Source organism: Aminobacter aganoensis (assembly GCF_014206975.1).
Taxonomy (GTDB): Bacteria; Pseudomonadota; Alphaproteobacteria; order Rhizobiales; family Rhizobiaceae; genus Aminobacter; species Aminobacter aganoensis.
The window spans coordinates 1-20,121 of the sequence record NZ_JACHOU010000019.1; the positions used below are offsets into that span (position 1 = coordinate 1).

The 20,121-nt window shown below is 63.8% G+C and carries 8 protein-coding genes; 6 read left to right on the forward strand and 2 right to left on the reverse strand.

What is annotated here, in order from left to right; translation table 11 throughout:
• Window positions 1-213, forward strand: a 213-nt coding sequence (locus GGR00_RS23690; protein ID WP_184701571.1) for an aldehyde dehydrogenase family protein, incomplete at its 5' end; no start/stop codon positions are given.
• 91 nt (window positions 214-304) lie between these two features.
• On the opposite strand, the gene GGR00_RS23695 is transcribed toward GGR00_RS23690, so the two are convergent.
• Window positions 305-964, reverse strand: coding sequence for a response regulator (locus tag GGR00_RS23695; protein WP_343065633.1), 660 nt, complete (start codon window positions 962-964; stop codon window positions 305-307).
• Window positions 965-1,087: 123 nt separating this feature from the next.
• Window positions 1,088-2,506 carry a sensor histidine kinase gene (locus tag GGR00_RS23700; RefSeq protein ID WP_184701575.1) on the reverse strand — a complete coding sequence of 473 codons (1,419 nt, stop codon included), beginning with the start codon at window positions 2,504-2,506 and terminating at the stop codon, window positions 1,088-1,090.
• A gap of 180 nt (window positions 2,507-2,686) precedes the next feature.
• Here GGR00_RS23700 and GGR00_RS28350 point away from each other — a divergent pair, with 180 nt between their 5' ends.
• From GGR00_RS28350 to GGR00_RS23745, 5 genes are all read left to right on the forward strand, one after another.
• Window positions 2,687-12,100 (forward strand): peroxidase family protein, encoded by a 9,414-nt coding sequence (locus GGR00_RS28350; RefSeq protein ID WP_246441592.1) that lies wholly within the window; start codon window positions 2,687-2,689, stop codon window positions 12,098-12,100.
• Between the two features lie 101 nt (window positions 12,101-12,201).
• A complete protein-coding gene (locus GGR00_RS23730; RefSeq protein WP_184701577.1) occupies window positions 12,202-13,974 on the forward strand; it encodes a type I secretion system permease/ATPase in 1,773 nt (590 codons plus the stop codon).
• Window positions 13,971-15,938 (forward strand): calcium-binding protein, encoded by a 1,968-nt coding sequence (locus GGR00_RS23735; RefSeq protein ID WP_184701579.1) that lies wholly within the window; start codon window positions 13,971-13,973, stop codon window positions 15,936-15,938. The genes GGR00_RS23730 and GGR00_RS23735 overlap by 4 nt, the downstream gene beginning before the upstream one ends.
• Window positions 15,939-15,952: 14 nt before the next feature.
• Window positions 15,953-17,287 carry an HlyD family type I secretion periplasmic adaptor subunit gene (locus GGR00_RS23740; RefSeq protein ID WP_184701581.1) on the forward strand — a complete coding sequence of 445 codons (1,335 nt, stop codon included), beginning with the start codon at window positions 15,953-15,955 and terminating at the stop codon, window positions 17,285-17,287.
• A 103-nt stretch (window positions 17,288-17,390) separates the two neighbouring features.
• The gene (locus tag GGR00_RS23745) at window positions 17,391-20,090 is read left to right on the forward strand and encodes a LuxR C-terminal-related transcriptional regulator (RefSeq protein ID WP_184701583.1); all 2,700 of its coding nucleotides are present in this window, start codon (window positions 17,391-17,393) and stop codon (window positions 20,088-20,090) included.
• Window positions 20,091-20,121: the final 31 nt, after the last annotated feature.

The window sequence follows — 20,121 nt, forward strand, 5'->3', positions numbered from 1 at the left end:
TCGTCTGGCGTCTGCACCAACGACTTCCGGCGCATGCAGAAATACATCGCAGGCCTGCAGGTCGGCACCGTGAACATCTGGGAAGTCCCCGGATATCGCATCGAGATGTCGCCATTTGGCGGGATCAAGGACTCTGGCAACGGCTACAAGGAAGGCGTCATCGAAGCCATGAAAAGCTTCACCAACGTCAAGACATTCTCATTGCCCTGGTAAGGATCGCCTCAGGCGTCGGCTTCGGCCGACTGCGAGTTCGTGCGGAAATGCTGGCGCGGACTCGCATCTCGTCCGTCGCTCGCCGATGGCCCTAGTTCAACAACCCGATCCGATCGAGATCGCGGCTTGCCGAGCCAGGCAAGGGCATGCCCCTCGCCGCCATGACCAGGCCGACGCGGTTGCGCACTTTCAGCTTCTGCATCAAGAGCGTCATGTAGTTCTTGATCGTCTTTTCGCTGAGATGAAGCTGCTTGGCCATCTCGCGATTGGTTCGGCTTTCGAGCAGCAGCGCGACGATCTGTTCCTCGCGCGCGCTGAGCTTGATCGGCGCGCCCTGAGGATGCGTAAGCGCCGCGATCACCTTGGTCGCAAAGCCTTTCGTGATGTAGGTGTCGCCGGTCAATACCGCGTCTATGGCGTCGGTCAGGCTGTCGAGGGAACTGCCCTTGAGAACATATCCGCTCGCACCCGCCTGCAAGGCCTCGATCGCGTGATTGATGCCCGAGGACGCCGTGAAGGCGACAATCTTCGTTTCGCCCGACGCCTTGCGAATGCTCTTGATGCATTCAAAAGCATTGCCTGGCATGTTCAGGTCAAGGACGACGACGTCCGGCTTGAACTTCGAGACGATGTCCAGGGCCTCGTCGCAACAACCACCGGTGGCAACCACCTTGTACCCGTTGCGTCGCCCAAAGATGGCTTTCAGACCTTCCAGCAGAGTTGGATGGTCGTCTACAAATGCAACCAACACACTATGCATTTCGACACACTCCCCAGCCCGAAACGCAGGAGAAGTTTAGCCGCATAACCGTCGGTTGCAAACAAGTTTGTTAAGATCTGGTTAATATAAGTCGCCTGGCATACAACCCTCCAATCAGCGACGGAGGAGGCGGTGGGACAAAGGACCTTTGCCATAGCGGAGCGAGGCCCGCGCACCGTCCAGCGGAAGCGACACGCGAACGTCCGTGCCTGTTTCGGTCTTGCCGATCTCCAATGTGCCGCCGAAGGCCTGGACGCGATTGCGAATGCCCCTGTGCCCGAGCTTGGTATGATGCATCCGGCTCGTCACGTCCCTGGCGAAATGAGCGCCCCGGTCGCTTACCAGCAGTCGAAGACATCCATCGACCACCCGCGCCTCGACGCGCTGCCCGATACCACCGGCATGCCGGAAGGCGTTGGTCAGGGATTCCTGCACGATCCGATAGATGCAGATCTTCATGGCCTCGGAAAGCTGGTCCGGCAATTCGCCGAGGTCGAGCTCGACCTGGGTCGCGGTCATGTTTTCGTGACGGTCCCGGGCCAGCTCGATGACGTCGCGCGGAGACTTCTCGTTCAGTTCCGGCAGGACCAGCCCTGTCGAAAGCTGTCGCAGTTCCTCGATCGAACCGGCAACCGTGGTTCTTGCCTCGTCGAGATATCCTCCGACCGCCTCGCCCCTCGTCTGCGTGCTCCAGATACCGGCGATCTCGTCGAGGCGGAAGCGCGCCAGGGTCAGCACCTGGATGGGGCCGTCGTGGATGTCGGAGCCGATGCGACCCAGCAACTCCTCATTCGCCTCGTTGGCATCCAGCCGCAGCTGTTCGTTCTGGGCAGCCATTCGCTGCGCTTCGGCAATGCGCTCTCGCAACTCGGCGCGTTGCAGCGCAATGGTGTAGCTGCCGCGCCGCACGATCAGGTAAAGGAAGGCGAGCATCAGCAGCGTCGTCAGGCAGACGACGACCCAGGTCAGGATTTGGCTGGAATTGAGCTGTGCGTCGAGCGCTTCGGCGTCTTCGTACACCTCACCGACGGCAACCACTATGTCGGTGCCGGTCTTGTAGAGCGGCGCATAGACCTCGATCAGGGACTTGTTCAGCGTCTGCTCGTATGCACTCTCCTGGCTGACCATGTCCTCGAACTCGGCGACGATCTGGCCGCGCGCTGCCTTTGCCACATCGGCCGAGACGAAGTGCTTGCCGACCACGTCCTTCGACATGCTGCTGTAGATGACACGTCCGTCGGGCCGCCAGATCTTGATGGAGACGATGCTCTCCGCCACCGGCGTGCCCACGAAAAGCCTGTCGAGGCGCTGCTGGTTTTCCAGCGGCATGGTGCCATCGGGCAGCAGGTTCTGCACCTCGGCCTCCAGGAAGCCCATCATGAAATCGGAGCCGCCGGCTCCCGACGTAACCAGCACGCTTCGGGTTATCTGGTGGTTGACCCAGGTGCCGAGCACGGCCATCGAGGCGCACAGCACGAGGGCGGCGGCGACGAGAAACTGCGTCGAAAGACTAAGCCTGTCGCGCCAGATCATGCCGGGACCTCCTGCCCTCTTTCCACAGGTGCCGAAAGTCCCGAACAGGCACATGACAGAAGTCGCAAAGATAGCCCGACTTCCTGTCGTTTACGGCCAGCATTCCCTGTCGACATAATCTGACGATCCATAGAGGCGTCGGATGATGATCCGATCTCGTTCGAGTTGGGGGTTAGTCAAATGGCTGTCAAACTTAATAAGCACGACCTTGAGTTCATCCTCAAGCAGATCAAGATTGCCGAGGCGCATGCAAGCGGTATCCCGCTGACCGAGATCCGTGTCGACGAGAACGGCAACTACGGCACCAGCGGCAACATCGCGATCACTCAGCCGCACCTGCCCTATGGCCTGCGCACCGTCGACGGCACCTACAACAACATCATCCCCGGCCGCGAACTCTGGGGCGCCGCCGACCAGACCATGCCGAGGCTGTTCGATCCCAACTGGCGCAACGAAACGGATGGCGACAGCTTCGATCCGGACGGGCCGACGCAACCCGGGTCCGCGGTCACCAACGGCAACTACAACAGCGGCGGAGCGAGCGGCAGCATCGCCGACGCAGACCCGCGCATCATCTCCAACCTGATCGCCGACCAGACGCCGAACAATCCTGCCGCGCTGATCGCGGCATTGCGCCATGCCGGCGTAGAAGGCGACCTCACCGCTGCGATGGCATCTGTGACTGCGCCATATGCCCTGGTTCACGCCGTCCATGTTGCCGAAGGACGTGTCGCCAGTTGGCAGAAGATGAAGGACGACATCCAGGGCGCGATCGACGCCGCCATCGCGGCGGGGCAGCCGACGGCCCACCTCACCGTCCTGCAGCCGATGATCGACGGCAACCTCGCCGCGGCACAAGCCGCGGCCGCAGTGGCCAGCGCCGATGCCGACGCGTACCAGATCACGCTCCCCGACGGAGATGACGCCGACACGGCCGATGACGTGGTTATCGGTGCACAGGAAGCCCTGAACCGCATCGCAACCGACCTCGGCCTCGAGTTCGAGGTCGATGGCCGCTCGCTGAAAATTCCGAATGTTGCGCCGGACGAAGGCCTGTCTGCGCCGTTCAACGGCTGGATGACCTTCTTCGGCCAGTTCTTCGACCACGGCCTCGATCTGATCAGCAAGGGCGGTGACGGCACTATCTATGTGCCGCTGCAGCCCGACGACCCGCTCTACGTACCGGGCGGCTTCACCAACTTCATGGTGCTGACGCGCGCAACACAGGTCGAAGGACCCGGCGCCGACGGCGTTCTCGGCACAGCCGACGATACGCAGCGCGAAGCGGTCAACGTCACCACCCCGTTCGTCGACCAGAACCAGACCTATACGTCACACCCGTCGCACCAGGTTTTCCTGCGCGAATACAAGCTCGACGCAGACGGACAGCCGCTTGCGACCGGTAAGCTGGTCGGCAACAGGAGGCCCAATGAACTCGACGAGTATTTTGGCGCCGGCTCCGTCGACCTTGGCGGCCTGCCGACCTGGGCGGTCATCAAGGCTCAGGCCCGGGAACTGCTCGGGATCGAGCTCACCGACAAGGACGTCTTTGCCATCCCGCTGATCCGAACCGACCTCTATGGCGAGTTCGTGCGCGATGCCAATGGCATGCCGCAAGTGATCGTCGGGCTCGGCCCCGATGGCATTCCGAACACCAACGACGATGTGCTGGTCAGCGGCAATCTCGACAATCCTCTCAAGTTGCGGCTTCCGACCGACCCGGCAAGCGTGGAAGGCATCACGCCGGTCCGCACATCGCATTCGTTCCTCGACGACATCGCGCACAACGCCGTACCGGTGATCGCCAACGGCGTGCTCGTGGTCGACAACGTGGTGATCGGCGGCATCGATCCGGCCGGCAACGCCGTGCAGTTCAACCCGCTGACCGGCCGTAACACCCAGTACGACAACGAACTACTCGACAAGCACTTCATCACCGGCGACGGCCGTGGCAACGAGAACATCGGCCTCACCGCGGTCCACCACGTGTTCCACTCCGAGCACAACCGCCAGATCGAGGTGAACAAGCAGTACATTATCGAGACGGTGCAGAGCGGCGAGGCCGACATCGCCTTTCTCAACGAATGGCTGCTGACCGACGTAACCGCCTTGCCGGCCAATCTCGCCGACCTCCAATGGAACGGCGAGCGCCTGTTCCAGACGGCGCGGTTCGCGACCGAAATGCAGTACCAGCACCTCGTCTTCGAGGAATTCGGTCGCAAGGTGCAGCCGATGATCGACGTCTTCGTGTTCAACACGATCACTGACATCGATCCTGCGATATTCGCCGAATTCGCCCATGTCGTCTATCGCTTCGGCCACTCGATGCTGACCGAGGAAATCTCGCGCATGTTCCTCGATGGAGACGGCGCGCCGGTGCGCTACGGGCTCATCGACAAGCTGGATGCGAATGGCGCCCCGATCCTCGACGAGAACGGCGACCCTGTCCAGGAAATGGGGCAGATTGCGATTGCCCCTGGCCAGCTTGCGGATTGGTCGCAGGATGTCGGCCTCATCGAGGCGTTCCTCAATCCCGTGGAATTCGACAAGGACGGGACGATCACGCACGACCAGGCTGCCGGCGCCATTTTCCGCGGCATGACGCTGGTTCAGGGCAACGAAATCGACGAATTCGTCGTCGATGCGGTGCGTACCAATCTTCTCGGCCTGCCGCTCGATCTCGCGGCGATCAACATCGCCCGTGGCCGCGACACCGGCATGCCAACCCTCAACCAGGCACGCGAACAGCTTTACGAAGCCAGCAATTCGACATTCGTGAAGCCTTATACGAGCTGGAGCGAACTGGCTGCCAACCTCAAGAACCCGGCGTCGATCATCAACTTCATCGCCGCATACGGCAAGCATTCCTCGCTGACCAGCCAGGTTGCCGATGCAAGTTCGCCGACCGGCTTTCGCGACAAGAATGTCGACGAACTGCGCGCTGCAGCGACCCTGTTGGTCATGGGCGGCGTCGGCGCCCCGCCGGCGGCCGAGCGGCTGGCCTTCCTCAACAGCACCGCTGGCTGGAACCCCGCCAACAGCGGCCTCAACGACATCGACCTGTGGATCGGTGGACTGGCGGAAAAGAAGATGCCGTTCGGCGGCATGCTTGGTTCGACCTTCAATGCCGTCTTCGAGGCGCAGCTCGAAATGCTGCAGGATCTCGACCGGTTCTACTACCTGACGCGCACGCAAGGCCTGAACCTGCTCAACGAGCTCGAGAACAATGCGTTCTCGAAACTGATCGCGGCCAACACCGACATGATCGACCCGGGTCCGGACGGCATCCGAGGCACCGCAGACGACATCGAGAGCCCGTTCCGGACGGGTGTCGATTCCTTCGCCAAGCACGATTTCGTCCTCAACATCGATCGCGACAAGCAGATCGAGGACGATCCGACGCACGACGACGCCGCGCTCAACGCCCTCGGCATGACCAAGGTCCAGCGCGACAACCTGTTGACCGAAGCCGACGAAACCGCCTCCAGCAACTACATCCGTTTCATCGGCGGCGAGCACGTGGTGATCGGCGGTTCCGCGGGCAATGACACGATCATCTCCGACTATGGCGACGACGCCATCTGGGGCGGCGCGGGCGACGACCGCATCGAATCCGGAGCAGGCGTCGACTTCGTCATCGGCGGCGCGGGCGACGACATCATCACCGACTCGGGCGACACCGGCGACTTCATCAAGGGCGAGGACGGCGACGACGTCATCGCCAATTCCAATGGCCTCGACGTGCTCATGGGCGGCGACGGCAAGGACGTGTTCATCGTCGGCGTCGACGGCACGGAGGTCTTCGCCGGCGAAGGCGACGACTTCATCCTCGGCGGCGCCGACCACGACTTCATCCTCGGCAACGAGGGCGACGACTGGATGGAGGGCGGCGACGGCTTCGACGTCCTCAACGGCGACAACTCGGAGCTGTTCTTCAACTCCACGATCATCGGCCACGACGTGATGATCGCGGGCGAGAACGAGAATGACTTCGACGCGGAGTCCGGCGACGACATCATGGTCCAGGGCGAAAGCGTGATGCGCAACGAAGGCATGCTCGGCTTCGACTGGGCGATCCACAAGGGCAGCCGGATCGCCGCCGATTCCGATATGCGCATCCCGATCTTCACCAACGTCGCCAACGACATCCTGCGCGACCGCTTCGACCAGACCGAAGGCCTGTCGGGCTGGATCCACAACGACGTGCTGCGCGGCGACGACCGCGGCGACACCAGCGAGCTCGAGCCCGAACTCGACATGCAGGGCCACGAGTTGAACCAGGCCGGCGTCGACCGCATTGCCGGCCTGCGCGAATTGCTCGAACTCGCCGCGCGCAACGGCGCAAGCGACGACGCGATCGCCTGGACGGGCGGCAACATCCTCCTCGGCGGCGATGGCCACGACACGATCGAAGGCCGCGGCGGCAACGACTTCATCGATGGCGATGCCTGGCTCAACGTCCGTATCAGGCTGACCAACGCCGACGCGGCGAACACGCCCGAAAACGAGATCGCCACCGTCGACACGCTGAAGCACGTCTTCACCGCCACCGACGTCGGCGCCAACGGCCAGCCGGTTCCGGTCGCCTGGGCAGGCAAGGCGCTGTCGGAGCTTTTGCTCGAAGGCACGATCAAGCCAAGGCAGCTCCACATCGTGCGTGAAGTGCTTTCCGCCGATGGCAGCGACGACACCGACACTGCCGTCTATGCCGGCAACCGCGACTGGTACGAGATCACGCAAGTCGGCGACAAGACGATCATCGCCCGCCGCGAGCAGGAAGAGATCGATCCGCATACCGACGAGGGCACGGATATCCTCGTCAATATCGAACGCATCCAGTTCGCCGACCAGATCCTCACCCTGCGCACGACAGGCAACCACGATCCGGTCGGGCAATTGCGCATCACGGGGCTCCCTGCCACCGAGGACGGGCTTCTCACCGTCGATGCGTCACTGGTCTACGACGCCAACTTCCCCGGCGGCGTCATTCCCGAAGACAAGATCAGCTACCAGTGGCAGGTCGAGCGCAACGACGGCACCGGCGACTTCGTCGACATTCCCGATGCCCAGGGCAACACGTTCCGGCCGGGCGACGCCGAAGCAGGCCTCGGCCTGCGCGTTCGCGGCACCTTCGTCGATGGCGGCCAGGTCCGGGAATATGTCTACTCGGCGGTGACCGCGCCTGTCGTTGCGGTCAATGATGCGCCGTCCGGCAACCTGCTGATCAGCGATCCCTCGCCAACCGAGGGACAGCAGATCACGGCGGCCGTGGCCTTCGTCGATCCCGACGGGATGAGCGACGCCTTCGAAGAAGGCCTGCTGACCTATCAGTGGCAGCGTTCTTCGACGCCGGGCATCGAAGCGTCATGGACAAACATCGGCGCTCCGTCGGCGACCTCCAGCTACACGCCCGGACAGGCCGATGTCGGCATGTATCTGCGCGTGCGGGTTGACTACACCGACGACGGAGGGAGGCAGGAATTCTTCGTCTCGGCCCCGACTTCGATGGTGGGCGACGACATCAATGGCAGCAATAACACCGGCAGCGCGGCCATTGACGAGACCCTCAACGGCAACGCCGGCGACGACGTGATCGACGGCAACAACGGCGACGACCTGATCAACGGCAATGCCGGCAACGACGTCCTCAACGGCGGCGCGGGCAACGACACGATCAACGGCGGCGACGGCAACGACACGCTGAACGGCGGCACCGCCGATGGCACCGGGACGGACATCAACATCCTCAATGGCGGCCTCGGCAGCGACACCTTCATCCACAACGATGACGAAGGACCAAACGCCTTCAATGGCGGCGAGGACCCCGATGGGGCCGACAACGACACCGTCTACTACACCGGCGACAACGGCAACGACACGCTTGCCGTGGTCTATGACGGCACGCGGATCACGCAGCTCGAGGGTGGCACGCTGACCGACATCGAGTCGGTCGTCGCCGACGGCGACAACGTCGATGCCAACCTGCACAGCGTGACCTCGGATGGCGACGGCGATGACGACAGGCTGACCTATGCGACTTCGAGCAGCAGCGGCGTCAACGTCAACCTGCTGACGGGCGTCGCCACCGGCTTTGCCTTCATCCGCAATTTCGAACACGTCGAAGGCACGCAGAACGCCGACACGCTGGTGGGCAACAACGAGGCGAACGAGTTGGAAGGCCATGGCGGGGCCGACACGCTGCGCGGCGGCTTCGGCGATGACGAACTCGACGGCGGCGACGGCAACGACACCCTGTTCGGCGACGCCGGCAACGACATGCTGAACGGCGGGACGGGTGCCGATACGATGTGGGGCGGCGGCGGCAGCGACACATTCGTCGTCGACAACGCTTCCGACGTCGTGGTCGAGGCTGCGAGCGAAGGCATCGACACAGTGCGTACGATGCTGGCCTCCTACACTGCCGGCAACAATGTCGAGAACATCACCTACGTCAACGGCAGCAACAGTGGTTCCGGCACCGGCGCCTTCACCGGCACCGGCAACGCGCTCGACAACTTCATTACCGGCGGCACGGCCGGCGACGTCCTGACCGGCAATGACGGCGACGATACGTTGATCGGCAATGGCGGCAACGACACGCTGACCGGTGGCGCCGGCAACGACGTCCTCGATGGCGGCACGGGTAACGACACCATGACCGGCGGAACCGGCGACGACACCTATTATGTCGACGACGTCAGTGCGCCGGCGGACGTGGTCACCGAGCTCGACAACGAGGGCACCGACACGGTGATCTCGTCCCAGAGCTACACACTGGGGTCATTCGTCGAAAACCTAACCTTGAGCGGATCGAGCGGCAACAGCGCAACCGGCAATGCCCTGGACAATGTGCTGACAGGCAACAGCGGCGGCAACACGATCAGCGGTGGTGGCGGCAACGACAGGCTGCGTGGCGGTGGTGGCAACGACACGCTCTATGGCGGCACGAGCAGCGGCGACAGCGGAACCGAGGACACGGCCATCTTCTCGGGCTCGCTGGCCGGCGCAGCCTTCGGCAGCAGCGGCAGCAATCTCACCGTCAACGCAGGCGACGGCACCGACACGATCAGCGGCATCGAGCGCTTGCAATTCGCCGATCACCTGGCAAACGTGCTCTATTCCACTGCCAGCAGCGCTGTGCCCCTCAATGGCACGGCGAATGCCGACCTCTTTGTCGGCACGGTCGGTTCCGGCGCCCGGACCATGGTCGGCGGCGATGGCGACGACCACTATTTCGTCAACGGCAACGACACTGTCTCGGAGACGAGCAGCACCGGTGGCACCGACACGGTCTATGTCGCGCAGGGACTGAACAGCTATAGCCTGGGCGACAATGTCGAGAACCTGACGGCACAGGGCTCCGGCACCCGAACCCTTACCGGCAACGGGCTGGCAAACGTCATCGTTGGCGGCACCGGCAACGATGCCATGAGCGGTGGTGGTGGCAACGACACCTACTACGTCAACAATACCGGCGACACGGTCAGTGAAGGCAACGGAACTGCCGGCGGCATCGACAAGGTCGTCTCGTCGGTTTCCTACACCCTCACCGATGCCGACGTTGAAGACCTCGAACTCTCCGGCACCAGCGGCATCAGCGCTACCGGCAACGGCTCGGCCAACCTGCTGACCGGCAACGCTGGCAACAACACGCTGAATGGCCAGGGCGGCACCGATACCGCGGTCTTCGCGGACGGCGCGATCGACTATCGGTTCGACCTCAATGGCGGCAACGCCAGGGTCAACGCCTATGGCGAGGGCGGCAACGACACGCTGCAGGGCATCGAGCTCATCCGCCTTGCGGGGATCGATTACGCGCTCAGCAACGGCAGCAACGCCGGCGCGACCACGAATGGCAGCGGAAGTGCCGAACTCCTCCTAGGCAATGGCGGCGACGACACGCTCAATGGCAATGGCGGCAATGACATCCTGGTCGGCGGCGACGGTGAGGACACCATCAATGGTGGTGCCGGCAACGACACCATCATCTGGGACGGCACCAACGGCGATGACCTCGACGCGGTCGATGGCGGCGCCAACACCGATACCTTCCACATCAACGGAAGCAATGCCGGCGAAACGTTCCGGATCTACACCGCCCTCGAATACGCGGAAGCACTCGATACGACCGCGCCCGAAGGCTACGAGATCTTCATCACCCGGGCGGTTGGCGGTGGCGACGAGACGCTGATCGCGCAGCTCACCAACATCGAGGAGATATCGATCAATGCGCGCGGCGGCACGGACAGCTTCGAGGTGTTCGGCGACTACACCAACACCAGCCTGAGCCTCAGCACGATCACGATCGAAGGCTCTCCAGGCAATGACACGGTCGACATCTCCGGCCTGCAGTCGGCCCATCGCATCGTGTTCAAGACCAATGGCGGCACCGACACCATAGTCGGCAATCTGCGGCCGCAGGACGTGATCCAGTTGCCCGACGGCACCACCATTGCCGACTACGAGGTGACGATCGACGAGGAGACAGGGCGGACGAAACTGACGAGCGACAACCACTCCGTCACCTTCGTTTCACCTCAGGGAATGCCCAACATCGGATCCGGCGACGATGATGATGATGATGACGACGACAATGTCGAAAACCCGCCTCCCGGCAGCGGCAACGGCGACGGCGACGGAGACGGAGACGGAGACGGAGACGATAACGGTCCCGGCAGCGACGACGACGAGGATGAAGATGACGTCGGCGTCGTGTCGCCCGGTGCGATCGCGGGAACGGCGATTGCCGATGTTCTGCTTGGCACCGCGGCGAATGACTCGATCATCGCACTCGCCGGCGACGACGTTCTGCGTGGCCAGGGCGGCGAAGACTTCCTGTCAGGCGGCGAAGGCCGGGACATGGCGTTCGGCGGCGACGGCAACGACGACATGCTCGGCGGCGACGGCGCGGACATGCTTTATGGCGATGGCGGCGCCGACCGTATCTTCGGCGACGACGGCGACGACCTGATCAATGCCGGCGCGGGCAGCGACGCAGTGCAGGGCGGGTCCGGCAACGACTTGATCCTGGCCTCGGCCGGTGATGGCGACGACAGCTACTGGGGCGACGGCATGTCGTCCTGCGGGGCCGGCATCGACACGCTCGACATGTCGGCAATCACCGCCAACAGCACTGTCGATCTCGGCACCGGCCTCGGCGGACGCGGCAGTGCCTCGTCCAGCCAATCGGGCACGGACACGCTCTGGGGCATCGAGAATGTGGTCACCGGATCGGGTGACGACATGATCACCGCCAGCAGCGCCGTGAACGTCATGGATGGCGGCGCCGGGGAAGACACGTTCCGTTTCCTGTCGACTGCCGACGCGGATGGCGACACCATCGTCTCCTTCCAACCCGGCGACCGCATCGACCTGTCGGCAATCGACGCCAATACCGGCTCTGCCAACCACCAGTTCACCCTGGTTACCGGTTCCGGCTTCAATGCCGCCGGGGCGCTGCGGGTCACACACGAAACCTGGCAGGGCCAGGACTACACGCTGGTGGAGGGCAATACCAATGGCGGCAGCGACGCCGAATTCACGGTGAAGATCAAGGGGCGTCACACGCTGACGACAAACGACTTCGACCTCTAAACGTGGTTGGCGGATTGGTCATGGGGGCCAGTCCGCCAGAAGCCGGCCCCGCGGTTGCGGCACCCCGGGGCCGGCCTCTCTGAGTAAGGGTGGGTGGGTTCATGAGCAGTGACAAGGGTGACAAGGGCGCCAGGTCGCGCCCTCGGACAGCAGGCGAACTGACGCGCGGCTTTCGCGGCATCGTCGTCTTCCTGTTCTCCATATCGGGCATTATCAACGTGCTCGCGCTGACCGGCTCGATCTACATGCTGCAGATCTACGACCGGGCGCTGACAAGCGGCAGCGTGCCGACGCTGCTTGCGCTGTCGCTGCTGGCGATCGGGCTCTACATCTTCCAGGGCATATTCGACATCCTCCGATCCCAGGTGCTTGTCCGCGTCGGTGGACGCCTCGATCGACAGATCGCGCCGATGGCGCATCGGGTGGCGATAGACATGCCGCGCTTCGGCTTTTCGACGGCGGAGGCGCTGGAGCGTGGCCGCGATGTCGACACCGTTCGCGGTTTTCTCGGCAGCCAGGGGCCGGTGGCGTTGTTCGACCTGCCCTGGATGCCGCTCTACATCCTCTTTGTCTACATGTTGCATCCCTATCTCGGCGCATTGACGCTCGGCGGCGCATTCGTGCTGGCACTGCTCACCATCGCAACCGAATTGATGACACGCGGCCATGCTGCCGAAACGCACAGGGCGGCGATCCTGCGCAATCAGATTGCCGATTCCAACGCGCGCAACGCCGAGGTGCTGAAGGCGATGGGCTTTGCCGGCCGGGCCGTGTCGCGCTTCACCGCTGCCAATGCCGAGCATCTTGCTCTGCAGACCCGCACCAGCGACGTCAGCGGTACGTTCGGCGCCATCTCCCGTGTGCTGCGGATGCTGCTGCAATCGGCGATTCTAGGACTGGGTGCCTATCTGACGATCCAGGGCAACCTGTCTGCGGGCGCTATTATCGCCGCCTCGGTCGCTTCGGCGCGCGCACTGGCTCCGGTCGACCTGGCAATCGGCAACTGGAAGAATTTCGCCCAGGGCCGCAGTGCATGGCGGCGCCTGAAGGAAACGGCCGTGGCGCTGAGCAAGGTTCCCGAGCCGATGGAACTGCCTGCGCCTGCGCGCAATCTGAAGGTCGAAAAACTCACGGTTGCAGCCCCGGCTACGGGCCGCGTGTTGCTCAGCGACGTGGAATTCCAGCTCGACGCCGGGCAGGCGCTGGGCGTCATCGGCCCCTCCGGCGGTGGCAAGACGACGCTGGTCAGGGCACTCACCGGCATCTGGCCAGCCTTGCGCGGCAGCGTCCGACTCGACGATTCCGAACTCACCCAATGGCGCGACGAGGTTATCGGCCGCCATATCGGCTACCTGCCGCAGGAGGTCGCGCTGCTTGATGGCACGATCGAGGAAAACATCTGCCGCTTCGACCCCGAAGCCGATCCGCGGGCCATCGTCGAGGCCGCTCGCGCTGCAGGCGTTCACGAGATGATCGTGCGCATGCCCGACGGCTACCACACCCAGCTCGGCGCGCAGGGAATGGCGCTTTCGGCGGGCCAACGCCAGCGCATCGGGCTCGCCCGGGCGCTCTACGGCAATCCCTTCCTCGTTGTCATGGACGAGCCGAACTCCAATCTGGATGCCGAGGGCGAGGCCGCGCTGACCAGCGCGATCCTGGCGATCCGCGCGCGTTGCGGCATCGCCATCGTCGTCGCGCACCGGCCGAGCGCGCTGGCCGCGGTCGAGATCGTTGCCGTGGTGCAGAACGGCAAGATCAGCGCGATCGGCCCGAAGAACACGATCTTGCAGGCGCGGCCGCAAGCTCAGGTGGCGAACCTCGACACAGTCGTCAAGAAGGCACGCCCGAGCGTCAACGCAAAGGTCTCGGCATGACCATCACCGTCAAATCGACACGACCGGAAACGACCGAACCGGCGGCCCCTCACCCTTACCGCTTCAGCACCGAACCCAAGACCTCGCGCTGGCCCCTCGCCTTTGCCGCATTGCTGGCCGGCATTGCGCTTTACATCAAGCCCATGCTGCCCGGCTGGAGCAGCAAGGCGGAAGCTGAAGCACTCCCCGAGAACAGGGCTGACGACGCCGGCGAACAGCCGGGCCAGGGCGGAGCCGCGCTGGCTCTCCAGGCTGCTGCGGACCAGACACAAGCTGACGGCTCGGATGGCTCGCCTCCGGCCATAGGCAGCCCGCCAGGATCGGGTGACAGGCTCGTCGATCTCCAGAGCCCGGCATCGTTCGAGACCATCTGGGCGCCCGAGTTCGAGTTCATCGACTACGCGTCCTTCGGCCCGGTAGCGACCTTGCCCTTCAGGTTCGCCGGAGCATTCATGGCCGCCAACGACAATCCGGCTCCCGGCACGGGAGAATCGGACGGCAATGGGCCGGGTGGTTCCGATGGGCCGGACGGACCAGGTGGACCTGGCGGCAATGAGCCCGGCCAGGGCGGCGAGGAAGAAGAACAGCAGAACCGCGCACCGCGCACCAGCGGGCCTGTCTATCTGGCGGACGTCGCCGGCTGCGCCATTGCCTTGATCGGGCTTACCGACCTGCTCGCCAACGCCGTCGATCCGGATGGCGATGCGCTGTCGGTCAGGAACATCACCGCCTCCTCCGGCTCGCTGACTGCGATGGGGGGGGCCTGGCTGTTCGACCCCAGCGGCTATGGGGTTGTGACGATTGCCTATGAAATCACCGACGGCGCGCGATCGGTGATGCAGAATGCCTATTTCGCGGTCGTCCGCAACAGCATTTCCGGCCGTTCGGAGGACGACCTTCTGGTTGGGACCGAATGCGGCGACGAAATCGATGGCGGCGATGGCCATGACAACATTGACGCACGCGGCGGCAGCGACATCGTCTTCGGCGGTGCCGGAAACGACCACATCGTGGCAGGCGCCGGTGCGGACACCGTGTTTGCCGGGCTCGGCAACGACACCGTTTTCGGTGGCACCGGCAACGACTGGATTTCGGGAGGCGACGGCGACGACAGGCTGTTCGGAGAGAACGGCGACGATACTTTGTTCGGAGACGGCGGCCGGGACCGGCTGTTCGGCGGCCGAGACAACGATCTGTTGTTCGGCGGCGCTGACGACGACGAGCTTTCCGGAGACGAAGGCAACGACCGCCTGGCAGGCGGTGACGGCAACGATACCCTGCACGGTGGCGACGACGATGACGTTGTCATGGGAGATGCCGGCGCGGACAAGATGTTTGGCGGCGATGGACTGGACACCCTCTCGGGCGGGGCCGGCACCGATGATGTCGATGGCGGCGGCGGCGACGATACCGTGATCGGCGACCTCGACTTCGTTGCCGACAGCTACGACGGCGGCGAAGGCACCGACACCCTCGACTATGCTGCCGCGACAACCAGCGTTTCGTTCGATCTCGCGTCCGGCAAGGTCAGCGGCGTCGAGACCGGCACGGACACGATCTCGAACTTCGAGGTCTTCATCGGTGGGTCGGGAGATGACCACTTCAAAGGCAACGGACAAGGCGCTTCCTTCCGCGGCGGCAGCGGCGACGACCTTTTCGAGTTTGAAGCGCTTTCGGGGGCAGGCCTGCGGGTTGCCTACGAGATCCTCGATTTCATGGCGGGCGACCGCATCCGCGTATCCCACTACGAGATCTTCAAGGAGGTCGTCGACAGCCTCGAGGATCGCTTCGAAGACGTCTATGGCGACGGCGGCGACGACGATCTCCCGATCCTGATCAGCCACGAGTACACCGGCAACGTTCGCCGCACGCTGATCGAGGCCGACCTCGACAATGACGACCACTACGAACTGGCGATCATGATCAGCGGCGACAGCCAGGTCACCGTCTCGGAAACCGCCTGACGCGGGAGGACACCATGGATACGCACCGACAGGGCAAATTGATCAATCGCAATCCAGACGACGACGAGAAGCGATTTCGCCTGGGTGGACGGGTTGCGGCCGGCCTCGCCTTCGGCGTCCTGTTGCTTGCGGGTGCAGGCGGCTGGGCTGCCACAGCCGAGCTGACCGCGGCCGTGATCGCCACCGGCGCCGTCAAGGTGGATCGGAACCTCAAGGCCATCCAGCATCGTGATGGCGGCATCGTCAGCGAAATTGCCGTGCGCGAAGGCGACTTCGTCAAGGCCGGACAGGTTCTGTTGCGCCTGGACGACGCACAGACACGGGCTGAACTGTCCATCGTTCGCGGGCAACTGGCCGAACTGTCGATCAGGAAGGGCAGGTTGATGGCCGAGCGCGACGGGCTCGATCGGATGGAGCTGCCAAAGCTCTCCGATGAGGCCGGACAACATATCGATGACGTCGTGCGCGGCGAGACGAGGCTGCTCGAAGGGAACCTGCGCAACAGGAAGACGCAGATCGAGCAACTCACGCTGAGCATCGAGCAACTGGGCGAGGAGATCAGCGGGCTGGAGGCGCAGCACGCCGCGAAGCTCGATGAAGTCGCAATCATCGAGACCGAGCAACGCAAGATCAAGGGGCTGGTGGACCAGAAGCTGATCGAGAGTTCGCGGGTGTTTACCACCAACCGTGAACTTGCACGCCTCAATGGCGAGACGGCCGAGATCGGAGCCGGCATTGCCCGCGCCAAGGTGCAGATCAGCGAGATCAGGCTGCAGACCATCGCGGTTGGCGATGCCGCACGCACACAGGCCCAGCATGACCTTTCCACGGTCGAGCCGAAACTGGCGGAACTCAAGGAGCGCGCAGCCGCGATCGAGGACCGCCTCCACCGCGCCGACATCCGCAGCCCGATTGCGGGCATCGTCAACGAACTTGCCGTCAACACGCTTGGCGGGGTCATCACCCCGGCCGAGAAGCTCGTCACGATCGTGCCCGAGGGGGCAGAGCTCAAGATCGAGGCCCGGCTCGCCCCGACCGACATCGACCAGGTACACATCGGCCAGGCCGCGAAGCTTCGGTTCAGCGCCTTCAACCAGCGCACCACGCCGGAGCTGGCCGGTGAAATTGCCTATGTCTCGGCCGCGACGTCGATCGACCAGGCGACCGGCCAGCCCCATTACATCGCCGAAATTCGCGTCTCCGACGGCGAGATGGCAAAGCTGGGCGAGAACAAGCTAAGGCCGGGCATGCCACTGGAGGTCTTTGTCGCGACCGAGGATCGCACCGCGATTTCCTATCTGGCCAAACCTCTGCTTGACCAGTTCCAGCGTGCGCTGCGCGAGCAGTGAATGCCTTAAGCAGCCCGGAGCAGTCTTAAGGTGGTACATTTTTGCCGCCGCCTATGATAACGGCATCGTTGGTTGATGCTGGATCCTGGCAGGAATGGTGGCATTGTCGCCCGAACACATCTCTGAAGGCGGGGCCGATGCGCGCATGGCGCAGGTCAGGCGCGTCCGCACGCTGAGGCTGCTCGACGACGCCGGCGACCGGCGCCTGACGCTGGTTGTCGCGCCGGCCGGTTTCGGCAAGTCCTCGTTGATGAACCAGCGCTACGAGGACCTGCGCAAGCAGGGCCACCAGGCGGCTTGGGCCGCGCTCGATGGCGACGACCGCGACGGCACCCACTTCCTGCTCGGACTGCTTGGCGTTCTCACCGCCGCGCACGTCTTTCCCGCAGCGGCTCAGGATTATTCCAGCCTGTCGCAGCAGCATGTCCTGGGCGTCATCCTGACCCAGTTGCAACGGCTGCGCCGTCCGTTGTACCTGTTCCTCGACGACTACCATTTCGCCCAGAGCGATGAAAACGACGCGACGCTGGCGCGGCTCCTGTTTTCACCGCAGGCGCGAAACCTCAGGCTGCTGATCATCTCCAGATCGGAGCCGCGGCTGGCGATCTCGGCGATGCAGCTGAATGGCCAGCTCACCTATCTGAAAGCCAGCGATCTGCGTTTCTCGCCAGGTGAGGCTCAGAACCTGCTCGCCATGGCCGGGGTCAAGCTCGACAAATCGCAGATCGAGGCGCTGGTCCAGAAGACCCAGGGCTGGGCCGTGGCACTGCAACTGGCTCGCGTGCTGTTGCGCGACGGGGCCGTGACAGACAGGGACCTGCTCGAATTCAGCGGCACCCAGCTCGATATGGCGCGCTACCTGTCGGAACAGGTGTTTTCGTCGCTCTCGATCCACATGCAGTCGGTGCTGGTCGGCGTGGCGGCCCTGCCCTATTTCAGTGCCGAGCTGGCGAGCGCGGTCGTCAGCCCTTCAGCCGCAGCCGAACTGACCTCCGACATCGCTGTCGGCGGCTTGCCGATCGAGGCTTTCGACGACGGGCACAAGCAGTTCAAGCTGCATGCGGTGTTCCAGGAGTACCTGATGCAGGAAGCGCTCGCGCGCGGACTGGACATCAACCAGATCAGGCGCAATGCCGCGCACTGGTATGCCGCCCGGCGCGACTGGGCGAGCGCCATCCGCCACGCCTTGCATGCGGAGGATTTCCGTCTTGCCGGGGAATTTTCCGAAAGTGCCGGGGGATGGCGGCAGGTCTATGCCGGCGCCCGTGGTCTGCTGCAGCAGTTTCATGCGCTGGCGGCGGTGCTGCCCGAACCGGAAGCCGCAAAGTTCCCACGCAGCTTCCTCGGACTGGCCGTAGCCGCGGCCAAGGGCGGCAACCTGGCGCTGGCAACCCACTATTTCGAGCTGGTCGATCGGACCATCGACCGTTCCGACAACATCCTCGTCAACGAGGTTCGCCTGATCGGCGCCCTCATGGCGCTGTACCGGGATGACCGCATCGAAGCCCTCGACCTGTCGCTGCTCGAGCGCGACCTGACGCTGCTTGAACTGGTGGAACCGGTGCAGCGCGCGCTGACCTACAACCTGCTGTGTTTCCAATATCTCGAACGCAGCGAGTTCGAACGCGCCGAGCGCCACGGCAACCTGGCGATCCAGTCCTTCACCCAGGCCGGAGCCCTTTTCGGGGCGATGCATCTCCACGTCCACGTCGGACAGGCACAGTTCTTTCGCGGCGACATGGAAGGCGCGAGTGCGGCCTACGAGCGCCTGGCCAGCGATGCGCAGAACGCCATCGGCAAGGGGTGCGACCTCGACGCGATCGCCCAGGTACTGCTGGCGGAGACGCTGTCGGAGCGCGGCCTTCATGATGGTGCCGAGCGCATCCTCGAATGGTCGCTGCCGCATCTGGAGAAGAACGACTGCTGGTTCGACCTGTTGGCGGCAGCCTATCTGTCCCGCATTCGCGCAAGAACGGTCAGGAACGATTTCGACGGCATCGACGCCGTGCTCGAACAGGCACGGCGCACCGCGCAGCGCCGTGGCTTTTCCCGCCTGCAAAGGCTGGTGGCGCGCGAGCAGATGCGCTCGATCATCCACTTTGGCGACATCCAGGGTGCCAAGCGTTTCGCCGACCGTTTCGACCTCGGCCCGGAAACGGCGTTTGACATCGAGCGAAACCGGCTTTCAATCCGGCTGCGCGGCGAGGTACCCGCCACATTGTGGGTACGGGTCTGGATACAGGAAGGCCAGATCGAGCGCGCACTCGACATGCTGCAACGCCTGGAGGTGGCGCAGGAGCGTCCCTTCAGCGTGCCGCGAATGCTGCGAATACGCCTGCTGGCGGTGCTGGCCAGCATGAAGGCCGGTAAGACCGAACGCACCGCTTCCGTACTGGACGAAATCCTGCTGACCCTGCCCAGCGCAACGTATCGCGCGGCCTTTTTCGAAGAGGGTCCCGAAATGCTCGCCTTGCTGCGCCAGCGCGCGCAGGAGGCCGGCCCCGACAGCCTGATCGCACGGCGCGTCGGCCAGATATTCGCCCCGGCAGACGCTTCGAGTTCTGGACAAGGGAGCACCGGAACCGCGGCCGATACCGCGGGCGCACCGCACACGCTGACCCAGCAGGAACTGAAGGTCATTTCCCTGATCTGCGGCGGCTTCTCCAACAAGGAGATCGCCAGGCACATGGACGTGAGCGAAAACACCGTGAAGTTTCACGTCCGGAACGTCTTCTCGAAACTCAATGTCCACTCGCGCACCTCAGCCATCTCGGTCGCGCGAGAACTAGGACTATTAGCCTAACCGTCATTTCGGGTGGGCGCGCAATCAGGCT